The 18334-nt window shown below is 67.0% G+C and carries 16 protein-coding genes and 1 pseudogene; 12 read left to right on the top strand and 5 right to left on the bottom strand.

Going from position 1 to position 18334, the window contains the following annotated elements:
- Window positions 1-630 precede the first annotated feature (630 nt).
- The 5 genes and pseudogenes from ACIBG0_RS26335 (at window position 631) to ACIBG0_RS26315 (ending at window position 4591) form a co-directional block, all read left to right on the top strand.
- Window positions 631-1251 carry a hypothetical protein gene (locus tag ACIBG0_RS26335; protein ID WP_397035711.1) on the top strand — a complete coding sequence of 207 codons (621 nt, stop codon included), beginning with the start codon at window positions 631-633 and terminating at the stop codon, window positions 1249-1251.
- Between the two features lie 976 nt (window positions 1252-2227).
- A pseudogene (locus ACIBG0_RS26330) lies at window positions 2228-2449 on the top strand (catalase); the annotation flags it as partial.
- Between the two features lie 48 nt (window positions 2450-2497).
- Window positions 2498-2749 (top strand): catalase-related domain-containing protein, encoded by a 252-nt coding sequence (locus ACIBG0_RS26325; protein ID WP_397035867.1) that lies wholly within the window; start codon window positions 2498-2500, stop codon window positions 2747-2749.
- Window positions 2750-2994: 245 nt separating this feature from the next.
- Window positions 2995-4035: a catalase family peroxidase gene (locus ACIBG0_RS26320; protein WP_397035865.1), complete on the top strand. Its 1041-nt coding sequence runs from the start codon at window positions 2995-2997 to the stop codon at window positions 4033-4035.
- Window positions 4025-4591, top strand: a complete 567-nt coding sequence (locus tag ACIBG0_RS26315) for a cytochrome b (RefSeq protein WP_397035709.1) — start codon at window positions 4025-4027, stop codon at window positions 4589-4591. Before ACIBG0_RS26320 ends, ACIBG0_RS26315 begins: the two co-directional genes overlap by 11 nt.
- A 74-nt stretch (window positions 4592-4665) precedes the next feature.
- On the opposite strand, the gene ACIBG0_RS26310 is transcribed toward ACIBG0_RS26315, so the two are convergent.
- Both ACIBG0_RS26310 and ACIBG0_RS26305 read right to left on the bottom strand, forming a co-directional pair.
- Window positions 4666-4812: a hypothetical protein gene (locus ACIBG0_RS26310; RefSeq protein ID WP_327100400.1), complete on the bottom strand. Its 147-nt coding sequence runs from the start codon at window positions 4810-4812 to the stop codon at window positions 4666-4668.
- Between the two features lie 202 nt (window positions 4813-5014).
- Window positions 5015-5176: a hypothetical protein gene (locus ACIBG0_RS26305; RefSeq protein WP_397035707.1), complete on the bottom strand. Its 162-nt coding sequence runs from the start codon at window positions 5174-5176 to the stop codon at window positions 5015-5017.
- 181 nt (window positions 5177-5357) lie between these two features.
- On the opposite strand from ACIBG0_RS26305, the gene ACIBG0_RS26300 reads away from it, so the two are divergent.
- Complete coding sequence (locus ACIBG0_RS26300; protein ID WP_397035705.1) at window positions 5358-6476, top strand: NADH:flavin oxidoreductase; 1119 nt, start codon at window positions 5358-5360, stop codon at window positions 6474-6476.
- Window positions 6477-6491: 15 nt separating this feature from the next.
- Here ACIBG0_RS26300 and ACIBG0_RS26295 read toward each other — a convergent pair whose 3' ends face one another.
- Window positions 6492-6647 (bottom strand): hypothetical protein, encoded by a 156-nt coding sequence (locus ACIBG0_RS26295; protein ID WP_397035703.1) that lies wholly within the window; start codon window positions 6645-6647, stop codon window positions 6492-6494.
- A gap of 90 nt (window positions 6648-6737) precedes the next feature.
- Between ACIBG0_RS26295 and ACIBG0_RS26290 the strand changes: the two genes are divergently transcribed.
- Complete coding sequence (locus tag ACIBG0_RS26290) at window positions 6738-9473, top strand: AAA family ATPase (RefSeq protein ID WP_397035702.1); 2736 nt, start codon at window positions 6738-6740, stop codon at window positions 9471-9473.
- A 147-nt stretch (window positions 9474-9620) separates the two neighbouring features.
- Window positions 9621-10349, top strand: coding sequence for an SDR family oxidoreductase (locus ACIBG0_RS26285; RefSeq protein ID WP_397035701.1), 729 nt, complete (start codon window positions 9621-9623; stop codon window positions 10347-10349).
- Window positions 10350-10513: 164 nt separating this feature from the next.
- On the opposite strand, the gene ACIBG0_RS26280 is transcribed toward ACIBG0_RS26285, so the two are convergent.
- Complete coding sequence (locus tag ACIBG0_RS26280; RefSeq protein ID WP_397035700.1) at window positions 10514-13270, bottom strand: AAA family ATPase; 2757 nt, start codon at window positions 13268-13270, stop codon at window positions 10514-10516.
- A 349-nt stretch (window positions 13271-13619) separates the two neighbouring features.
- Between ACIBG0_RS26280 and ACIBG0_RS26275 the strand changes: the two genes are divergently transcribed.
- The 4 genes from ACIBG0_RS26275 to ACIBG0_RS26260 all read left to right on the top strand — a co-directional run bounded on the left by ACIBG0_RS26275 (window position 13620) and on the right by ACIBG0_RS26260 (window position 16455).
- The gene (locus tag ACIBG0_RS26275) at window positions 13620-14348 is read left to right on the top strand and encodes a sigma-70 family RNA polymerase sigma factor (RefSeq protein ID WP_397035699.1); all 729 of its coding nucleotides are present in this window, start codon (window positions 13620-13622) and stop codon (window positions 14346-14348) included.
- 86 nt (window positions 14349-14434) lie between these two features.
- Window positions 14435-14815, top strand: a complete 381-nt coding sequence (locus ACIBG0_RS26270) for an alpha/beta hydrolase (RefSeq protein WP_397035698.1) — start codon at window positions 14435-14437, stop codon at window positions 14813-14815.
- Window positions 14815-15087 carry an alpha/beta fold hydrolase gene (locus tag ACIBG0_RS26265; RefSeq protein WP_397035696.1) on the top strand — a complete coding sequence of 91 codons (273 nt, stop codon included), beginning with the start codon at window positions 14815-14817 and terminating at the stop codon, window positions 15085-15087. The genes ACIBG0_RS26270 and ACIBG0_RS26265 overlap by 1 nt, the downstream gene beginning before the upstream one ends.
- Before the next feature lie 96 nt (window positions 15088-15183).
- Window positions 15184-16455 (top strand): low temperature requirement protein A, encoded by a 1272-nt coding sequence (locus tag ACIBG0_RS26260; protein ID WP_397035694.1) that lies wholly within the window; start codon window positions 15184-15186, stop codon window positions 16453-16455.
- Window positions 16456-16560: 105 nt separating this feature from the next.
- Here the strand turns inward: ACIBG0_RS26260 and ACIBG0_RS26255 are convergent, their stop codons facing one another.
- Window positions 16561-18294, bottom strand: a complete 1734-nt coding sequence (locus tag ACIBG0_RS26255) for an L-aspartate oxidase (RefSeq protein WP_397035692.1) — start codon at window positions 18292-18294, stop codon at window positions 16561-16563.
- Window positions 18295-18334: the final 40 nt, after the last annotated feature.

Here is an 18334-nt window from a genome sequence, read left to right as displayed (position 1 = left end):
CGCCTCCACGAGATAGGTCCCGCAACGTTTTTCGGCCAGCACTTATTGTAGATGGCTATCATCAGTGCACATCGTCGAACGCGCCATCGGACATCCGCGCCCCGGATCTCTTGTGAGGCTCGTCGCTCCCGGCCACCGGGCTCATCCACTTGTGGGAGATCGAAGTCTGCCGACATCAACATCTCAACGGCCGACCGTGCGATAGGCGGCATAGAAAGACGTTCGTTCGGGCGGGATGCCACCGTCGCAGCTCCATACATTTCGACACGTTTTATCGACACCGCTTCGGCGGGGCTGGCCTGGCGGCTGGGCCGCCCGCCGACCATGACCGCCGAGTAGATCCGCCAAGCCCGCGCGATCCTCACCCGGCCAGAGGAAACGGTGTCCTCCGAGACCGGGCGCTGCTGCTGCTCGGATTCGCCATCCCCAGCACCGAGTGTGTGACTCGCAGCGTTCGGTGGCGGTGTTTTTGTGCTGTTAGGTTGCGCCGAAGATGAGGGTATTGCGGGTGGCCGGCACGAACGCCCAAGTCGATTCGACCGCGTGGACCGCGGTCGATGTGCCGGACCAGATGAGTGCGCTTCTGCAGGCGCCTATCCCCCTCGTCGGCGTGCTGAGAGCATTGTCCTGATGGGAACAGACATTGACGGGGTCATCGAGAGCCGCTCGGCCGACGGGTCGTGGAAGATAGAGGTCGGCCTGCTCGACTTACAGCTCGGGCGGGACTACAGAGCGTGGGGCTGCCTCTTCGACGTCCGCGGGATGGAGGGTGTGCGTACGCTCTTCGCCGACAGAGGGTTGCCGAACGACGTCTCGGATCCGGTGCGGGAGATGAGCATTGACCCCGACAGCGACTACCAGCACAGCCACACGTACGCCACGTGGGCTGAGGTCGCTGCAGTCGACTGGGACGCACCGCTTGCCGACGGGCCTGCCTTTTACTATGCAGGCGAGTGGCGGCCAGGTGAGGACGGCGAACTTGTCCTGCACGGCATTGTAGAGGCGGCTTGGGGCGATGTACTCGACGCGGCGTACGACACCTTCGGCGATGATCATCCCGGCACACCGTCGGAGTGGCCGCCGGGTGGTGAGGTGTGTCTGGACGGCGCGGTGTACCGGCCGGTGGTCCTGACTGCGAGGATGCTCGCTCCTCCGGACGAGGGGCGCTGGGCCCGACTCTGGACGGCGATGCGGGACCTCGCTGCCGAGCACGGGGATGACAACGTTCGACTGGTCGTCTGGTTCGGCTGAGGGCTCGCGCACAGACGATCATGCACACCGGAAACTGATGGCAGCGTCCGGTAACGAACGTTCGCGAGACACCCTGTGCCGCTTGTGAATGTTCGAACTCGTCTGTACTGCTGACGTGGGGGTTCGGCTCTGTTTGCGGCGGACTTCGAACATCGGCATGTCACGAACTCGCCTGCACTATTGTGCTTTTGGTTTGAACACGTATGCACGGTCAGACTCGGTCGCCTCGGATGCGGGCGTGCAGGTGCATTGAACCGCCAATTCAGCAAGTTTCGATATCACACCGCCGGCGTCGGAACTTCCACGGATCCGGTACGGGAACTGAAGTCCGGCTGCAGATTGATCCCTGGCGAGACAAACGCGGCGACCTCCTCGGAGTCCAACAGGTAGCGCACTGCCAGGCCGACCCCCAAGAGTGGCCCAGCACCCCCAGCTATCGATACCCGCGGCTCGGCGCACTGCCTCGATATCGGCGACACGCCTCGCGCCAGGCGCCATAAAAGTTGGGCCGATCGACCAACGCCCGCAGGGGCATCGCGATCTCTCAGACGGGATACGTACTGGTTCCGCTTGGTGCCGGTGGTTGTTCGGCGGCTGGTTCCGGGGGTGCGGTAGCGGTCAACGCGGCGGCGGCTTGTGTAGCGGCGGAAAGTGTTTCGATCGGCCAGGCCCGATCACGCATCGACACCGGACGGTGTCGCTTCCAGTCGGCGACGCCCGATGGCCGCCAGCCACCCTCGACCCGCTACAGCGGTGATCTCACTGACAGGCCCTCGGTCTGATTGGCGGAAGAGTAGGATTTTTTTCCGCAGAGCAGTGCGGGTGTAGCGGCGTTTTCGGCGCTCGAAGCACTGACGATGATCGGCGATTTATATGTTGCGCGGTGTGATGTCGCGACGGTATGTCGATTTGTGAGCTACAGGTTCGCCGCGCTAGGTCACTGCCCCGGATTTCCACACACATCGGAGGTCGGGAGATGAATACCTCACAGTCGAAACTGACAACAGATTCGGGTATTCCGGTTGAAAGCGACGAGCTTTCGCTGACTGTCGATCCCGGAGGCCCGATTCTGCTGCAGGATGCCTATCTGATCGAGCAGATGGCTCAGTTCAACCGGGAGCGGATCACCGAGCGGCAACCGCACGCAAAGGGCAGCGGCGCGTTCGGCCGGTTCGAGGTCACCGGTGACCTCAGTGCCGACAGCGAGCACTACCCACCCGCCAGTTGGTACACCGACGGCGACATCGTGCGTACCGCCTATGAACGACACCGCGAAGACGAGGATTGGGGCCAAGCGGGAACCCTCGTCCGCACCGTGAGGGATGCTGCAGCACGCGATCGCCTCGTCGACAACATCGTGAGCCACCTGCTGGCCGACGTGACCGAGCCGGTCCTGAAGCGTGTCTTCGAATACCTGCGCAACGTCGATACCAGCCTGGGGGACCGAGTCGAACACGACGTTCACGCACACAAAGGTGTCCACGCGGCCAAGTACTGATCACAGCCGCATCGACCTGAGGCGCATCGCAGGCAAGGAGTCCAGGCGATCGCCCGCGATAGGTGAACCGCTCCGGATCCGGCATCGAGACCAGTAGCGCAGGCGGCGGAAAGGCAAGGTGGCGAGTGCAAGGCAGCAATGATTCCGGCCATCGGGACGAGTCGGACACCCAGCCCGACCACGGTGCCGATCCCGCACCGGATCGATGGCTGAACCGGGTCACGCTCACCCGGCGAAGCGCGCTGATGGGGATGACGACGGTGGCCGGTGTCGCCGCGGTGGACGTTGGTGCGTTTGCCTTCGCGGGCGGCTGGCTGCGGCCCGACGCGCTGACACCTGGACGGTTCGTCGACCGGTTCGAACATGCGTACGGGCGTCACGACGGTTTCCGGCGCAACCATGCCAAGGGCCTCAGCGCCAGCGGCACCTTCCAAAGCAACGGTGCCGCTACCGCGGTGTGCAAGGCGACCGTGTTCAAAGCCGGGACGGTTCCGGTGATCGGCCGGTTTTCGCTTTCCGGCGGGCTGCCCGATCAGCCCGACAAACCGGACACAGTTCGCGGCCTGGCACTGCTGTTCTTACCGCCCGGTGGCCAACAGTGGCGCACCGCGATGGTCAACATCCCGGTCTTCGTCGACAGCACACCGCAGGGATTCTACGAACGACTGCTCGCCACCAAGCCGGTGCTAGAGACCGGCAAGCCCGACCCGCAGCTGATGGCCGCGTTTTTGGACCGCCACCCCGAGTCCTCCGCCGCCATGAAGATCATCAACCAGTCCCCGCCCAGTTCGGGGTTCGCCAACAGCACCTTTCACGGGCTCAACGCGTTTCATTTCACCAACGACACGGGCGCCACCGCTCCCGTCCGCTGGGTGGCAGTCCCGTTACAAAACGGTCAGCCCACCGGTGCCCCGCCGTCGGCACGGAACGACTACCTGTTCGACGCCCTGATCGACGCGGTGGCGCGCGGTCCGCTGAGCTGGCGGCTGATCCTGACCATCGGCGACCCCGAGGACCCCACCAACGATGCCACCAAGCGGTGGCCGGATTCACGGCCCACGATCGACGCCGGCACCATCACGATCAACGCCGTCCAGACCGAGGCCGCAGGAAACGCACGCGACATCAACTTCGACCCGACCGTGTTACCCGACGGCATCGCAGTATCCGACGATCCGCTGCTGAGCGCGCGCTCTGCCGTCTACGCCCGCTCATTCACCCGCCGCGCCGCTGAGCCCAAGCGGCCGAGCGAGGTCAACGTCGCCCAGGTGCGCGATGAGCGATAACCCCGGCCGCTTCACCCTTCTTTCGAGACTGTTGCACTGGTCGATGGCGGCAATGGTCATCGCCCAACTGCTCCTCGGCGTCACCATGGTGGCGTCGCTGAGCTACTACCCCCTGCTGCTGGCCATCCACCGACCGCTCGGCATCACGATCCTCGTTTTCGCAGTGGTGCGGTTGGTCAATCGACTCACGCATCGGCCGCCGCCATTCCTGGCCACGATGAGCCGCCGGGAACGCAAGATCGCGACGTGGTCGGAATATCTGCTGTACGCGCTACTGTTTGTGCAACCCCTGATCGGCTGGGCAATGCTCGCGGCGGCCCACTACCCGATCATCCTCTTCGGGCCGCTCCACCTTCCCGGTATCGCGCCGCACAACATCACCCTGTACGGCGTGCTGCGAATCGGCCACTCAATTCTCGCGTTCCTGCTCTTCTTGACCTTTACCGCTCACATGAGTGCAGTCGTGTTTCATACCCTCGTGCTGCGCGACCGGCTCATCGACCGTATGGCACTGTGGCCGACCAAATCTGCCGCCGCAGCGGATCACCAGGCCTGAGCTGGGCAGGATCACGAGGCGCCGACGGCTTCGGCGTCCACTGCCGCGATCCGGCCACTCTCGCGGCAGCCGGACTAAATGAAGCCGATAGCGGCCAGCCCGTCGACGATCGGACCGGCCGTGTCAGTCAGCATCAGCCGTGAGCCGACCAATACGCCGAGGACCACCGCGAGCATCGCGACGGCAATGCCGACGCCCCGAAGGAATCGCCAGTCGAACATGTCCGCCACCCTAGTCTCGAGACCGGGCGCGCGCTCTGAACTGCGGAAACGCTTCGCAGGTTGGCGCCTTGGCGGGGCGTGTCGAACATGGGAACGGGGACGACCTGCGGTTTTCGGGTGGGCGGTTGGCGATCCTTGGGCATGTGCTCGCGCCCGCGCTCGCCGAGGGCCTGCCATTCCGGGACGGTCATGACCTTCTCGACTACGGACAGGGTTCGGCACCGGTCGCCGCCAGGGTCAGCGGCAGGAAGACATCGTGGGGCCCTTCGAAGGTGAACAGGCCGTCGGCGCCGCACGCGACCAATTCGTTTGCCCGCGAGACGGCTTCGTCGCGACGACCGTTCAGCTGGAGACCGATCTTCATTGTTGCGCCGTCCTGCCCGCGGCCACCAGCGCATACAGCGCGTCGGCCATCCTCGACACGAACAGCTCGGCCTCCTGGCTGCCACGCGAGAGCGCGTGGAATGTCGTTGTCCCGCGAGTATCGCTGTTCGAGTGGGACCCGGCCGATTGCCCGAAAGCCCCGACACTGGCAGGGTGTCGCCGTGGACCCCCTGTTCTCGCCGCTGCGCGTCAGATCGCTGACGCTGCCCAACCGCATCGTCATGTCCCCCATGACCCGGCGGCACTCGCCGGCCGGAGTACCCGGCGCCGACGTCGCCGCCTACTACCGCAGGCGAGCCGACGGCGGCACCGGACTGGTCATCACCGAGGGCATCGGGATCGATCACCCGACGGCGGTCGACTGTGTGAAAGTGCCTCGGCTGCACGGTGAATCGGCGCTGGCCGGATGGCGGCACGTGGTCGACGGTGTGCACGAGGCGGGCGGCCGGATCGTGCCGCAGCTCTGGCACGTTGGCCCGCTGTGGGGTGCGATGAGTGCGGTGGACCCGACACCGACTCCGCTGCGCCCGTCCGGGTTGTGGGGCCGGGTCGGCCGCACCGGATACCCGCAGCGGTACCTGACCTGGGCCACCACCCCGACCGCCGCGATGACCGAGCGCGACATCGAGGACGTCATCGCCGCCTATGTACGCTCGGCGCGCAATGCCGTCGACGTCGGCTTCGACGGCATCGCCCTGCACGCGGGCCACGGCTACCTCCTCGACGCGTTCCTCTGGGACGCCACCAACCAGCGCACCGACCACTGGGGCGGCGACTTGCGCCGACGGACGAACTTTCCGGTCGAAGTGGTGCGCGCGGTCCGCCGCGCGATCGGCCCCGACCTGCCGATCTTCTACCGGTTCTCCCAGCACAAGCAGCAGGACTACACCGCCCGCATCGCCCGCACCCCGGACGAGCTGGCCGTGATCCTCACCGCCCTGGTCGAGGCGGGCGTCGACGTTCTCGACGCCAGCACCCACCGTTTCGACCAGCCCGCCTTCGACGGCAGCGACCTGACCCTGGCCGGTTGGGCCAAGAAGCTGACCGGGGCGCCGAGCATGGCCGTCGGCAGCATCGGTCTGAGTAAGTCGTTGCGCGAGAACGGCATTCCCGAACCCGCATCGCTCGACGAGATGTACCGGCGGTTGTCGGACGAGGAGTTCGATCTGGTCGCGATCGGTCGCCTCCATCTGGCCGACCCGGCCCTGGCCAATACCCTCCGCTCCGGCGGCCCGCTCCCCGCGTTCGACCGTGAGCGTCACGCGGACGTGCTGTTCTGATCCACGATCCACGGCCTAGGGGTCGCGGAGCAGCTGCTCGATCCGTGCAGCGCAGAACGCGGTCACAGCGGTCTCCGGCGGTAGCTGTAGCCGGTGCGCCATCCGCAGCAGCGGGATACTGAGCAGGACGGCCGCCCGTATCTCGTTGTAGCGCAGGTTGCGCACCGTCATCCCGCTTCCAAATGCGAAGCTTTCGAGTCAGGATGATCACTCCATGATTGCTGGACCGGCTCAGATCTACCGCAGTGAAGGCAGGCGAGGGTGACGTTTCGGGGGCATCTCGAACTAGTGGGGCGGGGGTCGGAGTGCGCTGCCCTTGATCAGCTGATCGTGGCCGTCCGCATGGGTGAGAGCCGTGTGCTCGTCGTGCATGGCGCGCCGGGAGTAGGGAAGTCCGCGCTGCTCCAGTACCTGGAGAGTTCGGCGACTAGCCTGCGGGTGCTGCGTGCGGTCGGTGTCGAGTCCGAGATGGAGCTGGCGTTCGCCACCTTGCACCAGTTGTGTGTACCGCTGCTGGATTCGCTGAAAGAACTCCCCGCGCCGCAGCGCGACGCGCTCGAGACAGTCTTCGGGATGCGAGCAGGCACCCCGCCGGAACGCTTCCTGGTCGGACTGGCGGTGCTCAGTCTCCTGTCGGATGCCTCGGAGAGCGGTCCGGTGCTGTGCGTGGTCGACGACGCGCAGTGGATGGACCGGGCCTCGGCACAGGTCCTCGGCTTCGTGGCCCGTCGGCTGCTCGCGGAGTCGGTCGCGCTGGTCTTCGCCACCCGCAAGTGGACTCAGGATCTGCTCGGCCTACCGGAGCTGGAGGTCATGGGGCTCGGCAAGACCGACGCCCACGCCCTGCTCGACTCGGCGACCCCGACCCGGCTCGATCACCACATCCGTGATCGGATCGTGGCCGAGGCCAGGGGGAACCCGCTCGCCCTGCTCGAGCTGCCCCGCGAGCGCACCGTCACCCAGCTGGCGGGCGGGTTCGGCCTGCTGCACACCGATACACTGCCCAACCGGATCGAACAGAGCTTCCTTGCGCGGATCGAAGGACTGTCCGAGCAGAGTCGGCTGCTTCTGCTGATCGCCGCCGCCGAGCCCGTCGGTGATCCCGCACTCGTGTGGCGTGCGGCCGAACGGCTCGGTCTCACACCGGCGACGGCCCTCGACGATGTGACGGAAGGGCTGCTGTCCTTCGACATTCGCGTAACCTTCCGCCACCCACTCGTGCGGTCGGCGGTGTACCGAGCCGCCACGGACGAGGATCGCCGGGCGGTGCATCTGGCGTTGGCGGAGGTCACCGACCCGCGGGTCGACCCGGACCGCCGTGCCTGGCACCTGGCGTCCGCCACCGCCGAACCGGATGAGACCGTCGCGGCGGAACTCGAGCGGTCCGCCGACCGTGCGCAGGCGCGCGGCGGGCTGGCCGCCGCTGCCGCCTTCCTACAGCGGTCCGTTGCCCTGACCATCGACACCTCGCGGCGCGCCGAGCGCGCCGTGGCGGCCGCGGACGCCAGCGTCCGGGCGGGTGACCTGGATGCCGCACGGAGACTCGTCGACATCGCGGAGCTCGATGCGGGAAGCGAATTGATCCGCGCGCGAGCCCATTTGGTAAGAGGTCGCATCGCGCACGCGGCGGGCTTCAATCACGAGGCGCCGCCGATATTGCTGGCGGCGGCGCGGCGGCTCGAGCCCTTCGACATGGATCTCGCACGGGAAACCTATCTTCTCGCCTGGGGTGCGGCGGCGTGGGGTGCCGGTGATGGTGAGAGCCTCGCGGCGATCTCCGGGGCGATAAGGGACCTCCCTCCCCGCGAGGGCAGCCCGCGTCCCATCGATCTGGTGCTCGCGGGCTGCGCGCTGCTCGTCACCGAAGGTCGGAGCACCGCGATCACCACGTTGCGAAGCGCGATGACCGCACTTGTGGACCTGCCCGTGCCGGACCTCCTGAAATGGGGTTGGGCGGCTTGCGGCCTGAGCCCGGCAGTCTGGGACGAACAGGTCATGATCGAGACGTACGTCAGAGCGGCCGAGGTGGTGCGTACCGCCGGGATCTTGACCGAGCTTCCTATTTATCTCGCCTCGTTGGGGGCAGCGACCTCGTTGATCGGGGACTTCGCCGGCGCGGCCGGGATCGTCGCCGAATCCGAGGGCATCGCGGCCGCCACGGGTATCCCCCTCGCCCCGTACACCACGATCATCCTGACGGCGATGCAGGGCAAGGAGGCCGAAGCGTCGGCGCTGATCGACGCCACCATCGAACAGGCCGGAGCCGATGGCCAGTTGACCGGTGTCACCACCGCGCACTGGGCGGCCGCGATCCTCTACAACGGCCTCGCCCGTTACGAGGAAGCGCTGTCGGCGGCCCAGGCCAGCACCCGGATCGCCCAGCTGATCGTCTCGGTGTGGGTACTGCCCGAGCTCATCGAGGCGGCAGTGCGCGCGGGCGACGACAAGGTTGCCGGCGGCGCACTCGAGCGTCTGGTCGAGGCGGCAGCGGCGGCCGACACGGACTGGGCGCAGGGGATCCTGGCGCGCTGCCAGGCGCTGCTGGCCGAAGGAACCACGGCGAACGACCTCTACCGCGAAGCGATCGAGCGGTTGAGCCGGACGCTGTTGCGCCCCGAGATGGCGCGTGCCCATCTGCTGTACGGCGAGTGGTTGCGCCGGCAATCACGGCGCGTCGACGCACGGCATCAATTGCGCACCGCCTACGACATGTTCGTCTCGATCGGCATGGCGGCCTTCGCCGAACGGGCCCGCCGCGAGCTGCTCGCCAGCGGTGAGAAGGTCAAGAAGCGCACCGTCGAAGCATCGCGCGACGAGCTGACGCCGCAGGAAAGGCAGATCGCGTTGCTCGTCGGAGAAGGCCTCTCCAACCCGGAGGTGGGCGCTCGGCTCTTTCTCAGCCCACGGACGGTCGAGTGGCATCTGCGCAAAATCTTCACGAAGCTGTCGATCACTTCCCGTCGACAGCTTCGGGGTGCCTTGCCACACGGCGAATGATGCCCGTGCCAATCCCTGGTCTGCGTGGACCAGGGGCTCTCCCGGGGGCGACCGGGCAGCCGGACGCGCGAGTCTGACCGCGTCGGCTGTACGTGCCGAACGCGTCCTCGACCCAGGGAAATGAGGCAGTCTATGTCAGATCGGCCGTTGGACGGAGCCGTCGCGCTCGTCACCGGCGCCAGCAGCAGCATCGGCGAGGCGACCGCGCGGCGACTCGTCCGTGAGGGAGCGTCGGTCGCCTTGGTCGCGCGCGGCGGCGACCGCCTGGACCGCGTCGCGGACGACATCATGACCCTGGGCGGTCATGCCGTCGCGGTGGCGGCAGATATCACCGAGCCGGCGCTCGCCTACCAAGCGGTGGAGGACACACACGATCGGCTCGGACGCCTGGACGTCCTGGTCAACAGCGCCAGCATCATGGTGCTCGACACGGCGCTGCACTCCCCGATCGAGGAGTGGGACCGGATGATCTCGCTCAATGTGTCGGCGCTCCTGCACATCACACACGCCGCAGTCCCGTACCTGATCGACGCGGCCGCGACATCGCCACGGCGGGTCGCGGACCTGGTGAACGTGGGCTCGGCGGCCGGGCGGGTCGCCCGGCCCGTCGGCAGTGTCTACAACCTGACCAAGTTCGGCCTGAACGGGTTCACCGAATCGCTTCGCCAGGAACTGCTTCCCGAATGCGTGCGGGTCAGTGTAGTGGCGCCCGGGGTCGTAGGCGGGGCCGCCTACGACGCCGCTTGCCGGCAGGTGGGCCGGAGGGAAGCACTGCGGCCGGAGGACATCGCGGACACGATCGCCTACATCGTCACGCGCGATCGGCGAGTGGCCGTCAACGAGATAGTGCTCCGGGGAGGCGGGCAAACATGGTAGCAGGCACGTCACATCCGGGCGGGGCCGCGCTGTCCTTGATCGTGAAAGGCGTCCGGCCGAGTCACGAGGTAAGAGCACGGAACACCGGGTTTCAGGCGGCTCCTCGGAGTATGCGTCAAGCAGAGCGTGGCTGGTCCTACCCCGCCGCCGGACGCCTTTTATCCTCAGCTGTCCAGCGCTGCGCGGAGCTCTTTCCGCGAGGTGCGGTCGAGCTTGGTGAACACCTTGCGCAGATGCCATTCGACCGTGCGGGGACTGATAAACAACTCGGCGCCGATCTCGGAGTTCGTCAGTCCATCTCCGGCGAGCCGGGCGATCTGGGCTTCCTGCGCGGTGAGGGTCGCACGTGCCTCGACCGCGCGCTGGCGTACCGATTCGCCGGTGGCCAGGAGTTCGCGACGGGCGCGCTCGGCGAAAGCGCTTGCGCCGAAACGGTTCAGCATCTCGTAGGCGGTTCGCAGTTGCTCGCGTGCCTCGACGCGCCGATTCTCGCGGCGCAGCCACTCGCCGTACACCAGGTGGGTACGCGCGAGGTGCACTGCGACCCGGCTGCGCGCGAGGTGCTCGATCGCCTCGCGGTACAGCAGGTCGGCGGCCTGGCCGTCACTGAGCAGCGCTTTCGACCGGGCCAGGATGCCGAGGGCCCATTCCGTGCCGCTGGCGTTGGCTCGCTCCTCGAGTTCTCGCAGCGCTGTCGCGGCAGCCTCGTGGGCATCGGCACGGGCAGCCGCTTCCACCAGTTCGGCGAGAGAAAAGCCGAAAGCCCCCAGATCGTCGTGCTGGCAGCCCTTTTTCGCGCTGGCCAGGGCGGCCTCGTACTGACCGAGACCGTTGTACAGCACCGCGAGCAAGTAGTCGCGCAACCCGATTGCTCGCCCCTCGCCCCAGGTGGTCGCCCATCGTGCCTTGTCCTGGATCAGCGCCGAAGCCTGGGCATCCTGCCCACGCCAGGCAATCAGCAGCAGCGAAGCGTATCCGAGGGGCGAGTTGCCGGTCGCCTTCGTGATCGCGTCGGACTCTTCGACCAACGCCGAGGCCATCTCGAACTCTCCGGCGTGCAGATGCACGGCAGCGCGGTAGGTGAGGGCCAGAGGAAGGAAGTTGAGGGCACCGGTCTCGCGCGCGGTCCGGACCCCGTACGTGGTCAGTTCATGCCAGGTCTCGTCATCCCACATGTCGGCGGCGGCCAGCCCAGCGAGCCAGAGCCAGCGCATGGTGTCGTCCCTGTTGTGACCGGCACCCCTCCGAAACGCCCGCAGAGCAAGCTTCAACAGTGCCGCACCCCCGACGAAGCCCTCGGCGAACCGCGCCGCCAGGCCATCGAGAAGCGTGTCGACCAGCCGCGGTGGTCGCGGCCCGGGCGGTGCGGTGCGAGCTGCCTCGGCCACCCGTCGCACTCCGCCTTCGTCGAGGCGGCCAGCGAAAACCGCTGATCCGATTGCTTCAAGGTACGCCTCACGCGCTTGCTCCTCGTCGAGGAGTGCCAGCTGATCGGCCGCGTCGAGCAGCAACGGCAGCGCATCACCGCCACGCCTGCGCGCGAACACGATCTGGCCGCGCAGCCGGGCCAGCCGCCCGCGCTGAAGCTCGTCCAACGGGCCCATCTCCGCCGCGGCGAGAAGCTCGAGCGCAGCATCGGGGGCACCGGCCTCGAACGCGGCCTGCGCCGCCGCGACCGCCCGCGCTCCACGTCTGCCCGGATCAGGCGTGAGACCGGTCGCACGTCTGAGGAACGCGGCCGCCGCCGCGATACCGCCGCGGGCTTGGGCCCTGTCGGCTGAACGTTCCAGTTCGCCCGCCACCGCCTCGTCCGGTTCGACCGCCGCGCTGGCGCGATGCCAGGCTCGGCGATCCGGGTCCGATACTGGATCGGTCACCTCGGCCAGCGCGCGATGCACGTCCCGGCGCCGTCCGGGATCCGCCGCGCGATAGGCCGCCGAACGCACCAGCGGATGGCGGAATCGCACCCGCGCGCCGAACTCGACCAGCCCCGACGCCTCGGCTGTCGCCGCAGCGTCGGCCCCGATATCGAGTCGGTCGGCCACCAGCCGCAACAACGATACGTCCCCCACCGGTTCGGCTGCTGCCACCAGCAACAGCCGTTGTGTCGCATCCGGAAGTGAGGCGATACGCCGCAGGAAACTCCGCTCGATCCGACTCACCACAGGCCGAGCGTCCGGACGCCCGAACCCGCCGGCCAGCTCCGCCGCTGTAAATCCTCGTGGCAACTCCAGCAAAGCCAGCGGGTTACCGCGCGCTTCGGCAACGATCCGGTCCATGACGCGCTCGTCGAGCCGCCCGGGAACCGCCGATTCCAACAGTGCACGGGCGTCGCCGTCACGCAGACCCCGGACCACAAGCTCCGGCAAACCCGCCAACGGGTCATCGTCCGGATCGGGCGTCGGGGTTCGCACCGCGAATACCAGCGCCACCCGCTCCGCGAGCAGTCGGCGCGCGACGAAGGCCAACGTCTGTGCGGACACCCGGTCCAGCCACTGAGCGTCGTCCACCACGCAGACCAGCGGCTGTCCCTCCGCCACCTCGGCCAGCAGGCTGAGCACCGCCAACCCGACCAGGAAACGGTCCGGCGCGCTCCCCGTGCTCAGACCGAACGCGATGGCCAACGCCTCGTGCTGCGGCCCGGGAAGGCGATCGAGATGCTCCAACATCGGCGCGCACAGCTGGTGTAACCCGGCGAACGCCAGCTCCATCTGGGACTCGACACCGGCAGCCCGCACGATCCGGCAGCCTGTCGCGCTTCGCGCCAGGTACTCCACCAACGCGGACTTGCCGATTCCCGCCTCACCACGAAGCACCAGGACCTGACTCCGGCCGGATCCGGCCTCCGCCAGCAACCGCTCCAGCGCCTCACACTCACTACGCCTGCCACGCAGCCCGCGCAGCGAATGCTTGCTCGACATCACCACCACCGCCGAATCTACAAGAGCCCTACGCAGTCAGCGGCAGGCCCGCTAATGATCTCACCCGTGTGAGCACGGTCTACAGAGCCACCTGGGTGGCCTGCCGCACAGTCTTGCCATCGGAACGTCGCCGCGGCCATTGCCGACGTGCGTTTGGCCGCAATAGCGATCCCAGGGAAGAGACGACGGGCACGTGTCCCTGGCCCCGCGTCCCCAGGGATTTGCCCGGGATTGCCAAGGGCGCGACCAGACCCCGTGCGGGGCGACGGTGGCTATGCGGCTCAGTGGAGCCGCCCATAGCGATCGCCGAGCCGGATGGCGGTCGAGGCCACACGAAAGGACGACCCACATGTGCTTGACGAGCACCACCAACGTCACGTCCGAGCCTGATTCGTCGCCTGGTCGTCTTTCGCCGGAAGCCGCCCGATACGTGGCGGACTTCCAGGGCGTTCGTCCGCGCCTGTTCGGGATTGCGTACCAGATGCTGGGGCGAGTGGCCGACGCCGAAGACGTCGTACAGGACGTCTGGCTCCGCTGGCAGGGCGCCGACCGAGCACTCGTGCGTGATCGGATCGCGTTCCTGGTGACGATCACGACACGGGTCACCCTGAATGCCGTCGGCTCGGCCCGCGCTCGCCGCGAGGTTTCTGTCGATCACTGGCTACCAGGGCAGGTTGTCGCCTCCGAGGATCCGTCACAGGTGACCGAAAGGTCGGTGGACCTCGAACGCGCCGTCGTGCTTCTGCTGCAACGGTTGTCACCCACTGAGCGCGCCGTTTTCGTACTTCGCGAGGCGTTCGACTATCCGTTCCGCGATATCGCCGAGAAGCTCCGGATCAGCGAGGCCAACGCGCGCCAGATCGGGAGGCGAGCTCGCGCGCACCTCGCCGGGCCACGGCACGAGCCTGTTCATCGGGCGGCCCGCGACCGGTTGCTGAGGGCCATCCTCGACGCCGCTCAGGATGGCGCTGTAGCAGATCTGGAACGTCTGCTCGCCCACGACGTCGTTTCCCATTCCGTGCCTGATCGGAAGATGAGCCGACAGCACCTGAAAGCGGTCATGGCGACGAGACCGTAAGCCGGGCAAGGCATTCGTGCCGTCTCGTCACAGAACCCGAGGGATGCACTGTCCTTGGTATCAGTGACAGCACAGAAGGCAGTCAGATGAAGAAGCCAATCCTCGAACCGCTGGCGCTGAAGTTCGCCGACGCCACCGCCCAACCTCCGTTCCTGTATGAGCTCGGGCCCGACGGCGCGCGTAAGGTGCTCGACGACATCCAGGCTGCGCCGATCGACAAGATCCCCGTGCGGGAGAAGTGGGTCACAGGCCCCGCCGAGGTCGGTGACGTGCGGCTCCGCATCGTCGAACCCGTTGGCCCCGAAGACAAGTTGCCGGCCGTCCTCTACATCCATGGCGGCGGCTGGATTCTCGGCGACGCGGGCACCCATGACCGGCTAGTCCGCGAGCTGGCTGTCGGGGCGAACGCCGCGGTGGTGTTCGTCGGCAGTTCGCCGCCGATGTGCCCCATGGTCAGGCGGTCGTGATGAGTGCGACCCAACGCCCCGTCACCGAAATCGTCCTCACCACGGGACTGCCTACCGAAACCCCGGCCTGGAAGTCGATCCCGTCGTGGTTGGTCTACAGCGACGCGGACCTCAACATTCCGGTAGCCCTGCACCGCTTCATGGCCGACCGAGCGGGCGCCAAAGCGACCCGCGAGGTACCCGGTGCGTCCCACGCCCTCAGCGTCTCCCAACCGGACGCGGTGACGGCATCGATCCTCGACGCCGTGCACGCGACCGTTTCGTCGCGGTAGCTGTCGTTGCCCGGTGTCCGGGCAGCGGGCCACCCGCCCAGCCACCCGGGCACCCCATCGGTCCAACACCTGGACAAATCTCAGGAGTCGCCGCAGATGAACATGACACCATCTCCGTTCCCGGCCGACAGTAAACGCGGTGGACCGCTGCGTGTTCGGATGCGCGGTCGGTCCATCGACGAACCCCATCGTGCGTCGACGCAGCTGGAATTGCTCTTCGACCTCACCTTCGTGGTCGCTGTCGCCGGTATTGTGGCGCGGCTCGGGCACGCTGTCGGCGAAGGTCATCCGGCGTCGTCTGTGGTGCCGTTCCTACAGGTCTTTTTCGCCATCTGGTGGGCGTGGATGAACTTCACATGGTTCGCATCGTCCTATGACACCGATGACATTCCGTATCGCCTGCTGACATTGCTTCAGATGGTCGGGGTGCTGGTGCTTGCCGCGGGTGTCCCCGCCGCGTTCGAGCACGACAACTACACCGCGATCACCGTCGGCTACCTGGTGATGCGGAGTTGTCTTGTGGCGCAATGGCTCCGGGCAGCTCGCGAGGACCCACCGGGCCGACGGACCGCTGGGCGGTATGCGGCAGGCATCGCGGCATTGGAAGTGCTGTGGTTGGCTCGGCTGGTACTAGCTGAACTCGGGGCGCTGCCGGGAGCGGCGTCACGGCTGGTGTTCGTCGCGCTCGTCGCCTTGGAGCTCGCGGTTCCCGTGTGGGCCGAGCGGGAGCGTGGCACCGCATGGCATCCGCACCACATCGCCGAGCGCTACACGCTTTTCACGATCATTCTGCTTGGTGAGAGCGTGCTCGCGGTATCCACCGGTGTGGCCGACGCACTCGATGGCGGTTTCCGCCTGTCGCTTGTTGTGGTCGCGTTGTCGGGGCTGGTTCTGCTGTTCGCATTGTGGTGGCTGTATGAGCTACAGCCCGGTGGTGACGGGCTGGCGGAGCGGCGAACTCGGTCGTTCCTGTGGGGCTATGGCCATTATGCGATCTTCGCGTCGCTCGCGGCACTCGGTGCTGGCTTGGAAGTCGCTGTGCGCAACAGCGACAATCGTGGCGGCTCACCGCTTGTCGCAGGCTATGCCGTGGCGATTCCGGCCGCCGTATTCCTGGTATTGCTGTGGGCGGCTCACGCCGGCCTGGCGTTAACGTCGCGGATTCGCCCGCGCGTGCTGTTCACAACGGCGGCAGCAGTTCTCGTCGCGCCGGTTGCCACGGTTGAGATCCCGAACTCGACCGTTGCCGCGATTGCGCTGGCTGCCACCGCGGCCCTGGCCCTCTCGCTGCGTGGCGGAATCCCCTTGGGCCGCGACGACACGCGCGATACGGACCCCGCCGATGGTGACCCTGATCCAGAAACGTGAGGTGAACGCCGCGACGTACTTCGCCACCCGCGACCGCACGAATACCGGTGCCCATGCTCGGTCAACATACGGAATGCGGGCGCTGAGAACGCCCGCACGCCGCGATCATTCGACCAGCTTCCCGTCCGCCGAGACGTCCCGCATCAGCCGCGCGATGTCGACTGGAATATCGGGGATCTCCTCCCGCTCGAGCCGACCGGGACCTGACCACACAAAGTTCACGCGCAGCCCAGGATCGAGTTCGGGGTAGTCCGAACGGTTGTGGCAGCCACGGGTTTCGCGCCGTTGCAGGGCCGCTTCGAGCGTGGCGCGCGCCGCGAGTGCCGACGATTTCAGATCGAAGGCGAGCGCCAGATCCTGGAAGCCTGCCGCGTCGGGATGTACGCCGATATTCGCCATCCGATCCTCGGTCTCATCGAGCTCGGACAGCCCGGCCCGAATCCCGGCCTCGTCCCGGACCACACCGGCATGTTCGGTCATGGTGTTGCGCAGGGCGCGTTGCAGAGCTCGAACATTCTCCCCGCCGTCCGCCGCCAAGAGCGCGTCGACCTCGGCGCGTGCTTCGGAGAGCGCACCCTCCGACCGCCGCTGGGCGCACAGTTCGGCCGAGTACCGCGCCGCGGCCTCACCGACGATCCGGCCGTAGACGAGCAGTTCGATCAGCGAGTTGCCGCCGAGCCGGTTGGCGCCGTGCAGACCGCTGGAAGCTTCGCCGATCGCGTAGAGGCCCTCGACGCCGGTGCCGTGATCCTCCGGCCGCACCCACACGCCGCCCATCGAATAGTGTGCGGTGGGGGCGATTTCGATCGGATCGCGGGTGATGTCGAGCATTTGCAGTTCCAGCATCGTCTGGTAGACCCGCGGCAGCCGCCGCATGATCGTCTCGCGTGGCAGGTGTGAAACATCCAGCCAGACACCGCCGTTCGGGGTGCCCCTGCCCTCCTTGATCTCGGTATAGGCGGCCAGTGCGACGCGGTCGCGGGTCGAGAGCTCCATCCGGTCCGAGTCGTACCGCTTCATGAACCGCTCACCCTCGGCGTTGCGGAGGATGCCGCCTTCGCCGCGTGCGGCTTCCGAAACCAGTGTCCCGGCGGCATTCTCGGGTTCGATGAGCCCGGACGGATGGAATTGCACGAGCTCCGGATCACGGATACGACCGCCCGCGAGCACGGCCAGCCGGAACGAGTCCCCGGTGTTCTCATCACGCCGGGAGGAGGTGCGACGCCAGATCCGGGTATGCCCGCCTGCCGCGAGAATCACGGCATCGGCCCGGAACACGTAGCGCTCGCCCGTGTCGAGATCGAACCCGTACGCACCGAATACCACGTTGTCGCGCACCAAGATTCGGGTCACATAGCAGGTGTCGATGATCTGGATGCCGAGTTGGGCGGCACGATTCACCAAAGTCCGCTGGATCTCGAGGCCGGTGTAGTCACCGGCGAACGCCGTGCGCCGGTAGGTGTGCGCGCCGAAGAATCGCAGCGAGATCCGCCCGTCGGATTCGCGAGCGAACGGCATTCCCCAGCGCTCGAGGTCTTCGATTCCACGCGCGGCGTTCTCGGCCACGATCCGGGCGGTATCAGGTCGCGCCAGCAGATAGCTTTCCGTGATCGTGTCCGCGGCGTGTTGTTGCCAGCTGTCCTCGGCGTCCATCGTCGACAGCGCGGCATTGATACCACCGGCGGCGAGCGTGGTGTGTGCGTCCGCCTTCGGCCGCTTGCCGACCACCAGTACGTCGATGCCGCGCTCTGCCAGTTCGATCGCCGCACGAAGGCCGGATCCGCCGGTGCCGATGACGAGTACCGACGTCGCAATCTGACGTTCGTACGAATTGATCATCGATTCGTTCCCTTCGAAATGGAGGCAGTACGCGCGGGCG

Origin of the sequence: Nocardia sp. NPDC050630, from assembly GCF_044457245.1 — a bacterium.
Classification (GTDB): domain Bacteria; phylum Actinomycetota; class Actinomycetes; order Mycobacteriales; family Mycobacteriaceae; genus Nocardia.
This window is presented reverse-complemented; position numbering and strand designations above follow the sequence as displayed.

Coding starts and splice junctions, on each gene's coding strand:
- ACIBG0_RS26335 (WP_397035711.1), top strand. CDS start 631: ATGGGAACAGACATTGACGGGGTCATCGAGAGCCGCTCGGCCGACGGG.
- ACIBG0_RS26320 (WP_397035865.1), top strand. CDS start 2,995: ATGGGGATGACGACGGTGGCCGGTGTCGCCGCGGTGGACGTTGGTGCG.
- ACIBG0_RS26315 (WP_397035709.1), top strand. CDS start 4,025: ATGAGCGATAACCCCGGCCGCTTCACCCTTCTTTCGAGACTGTTGCAC.
- ACIBG0_RS26310 (WP_327100400.1), bottom strand. CDS start 4,812: ATGTTCGACTGGCGATTCCTTCGGGGCGTCGGCATTGCCGTCGCGATG.
- ACIBG0_RS26305 (WP_397035707.1), bottom strand. CDS start 5,176: ATGAAGATCGGTCTCCAGCTGAACGGTCGTCGCGACGAAGCCGTCTCG.
- ACIBG0_RS26295 (WP_397035703.1), bottom strand. CDS start 6,647: ATGACGGTGCGCAACCTGCGCTACAACGAGATACGGGCGGCCGTCCTG.
- ACIBG0_RS26280 (WP_397035700.1), bottom strand. CDS start 13,270: ATGTCGAGCAAGCATTCGCTGCGCGGGCTGCGTGGCAGGCGTAGTGAG.
- ACIBG0_RS26275 (WP_397035699.1), top strand. CDS start 13,620: ATGTGCTTGACGAGCACCACCAACGTCACGTCCGAGCCTGATTCGTCG.
- ACIBG0_RS26270 (WP_397035698.1), top strand. CDS start 14,435: ATGAAGAAGCCAATCCTCGAACCGCTGGCGCTGAAGTTCGCCGACGCC.
- ACIBG0_RS26265 (WP_397035696.1), top strand. CDS start 14,815: ATGAGTGCGACCCAACGCCCCGTCACCGAAATCGTCCTCACCACGGGA.
- ACIBG0_RS26260 (WP_397035694.1), top strand. CDS start 15,184: ATGAACATGACACCATCTCCGTTCCCGGCCGACAGTAAACGCGGTGGA.
- ACIBG0_RS26255 (WP_397035692.1), bottom strand. CDS start 18,294: ATGATCAATTCGTACGAACGTCAGATTGCGACGTCGGTACTCGTCATC.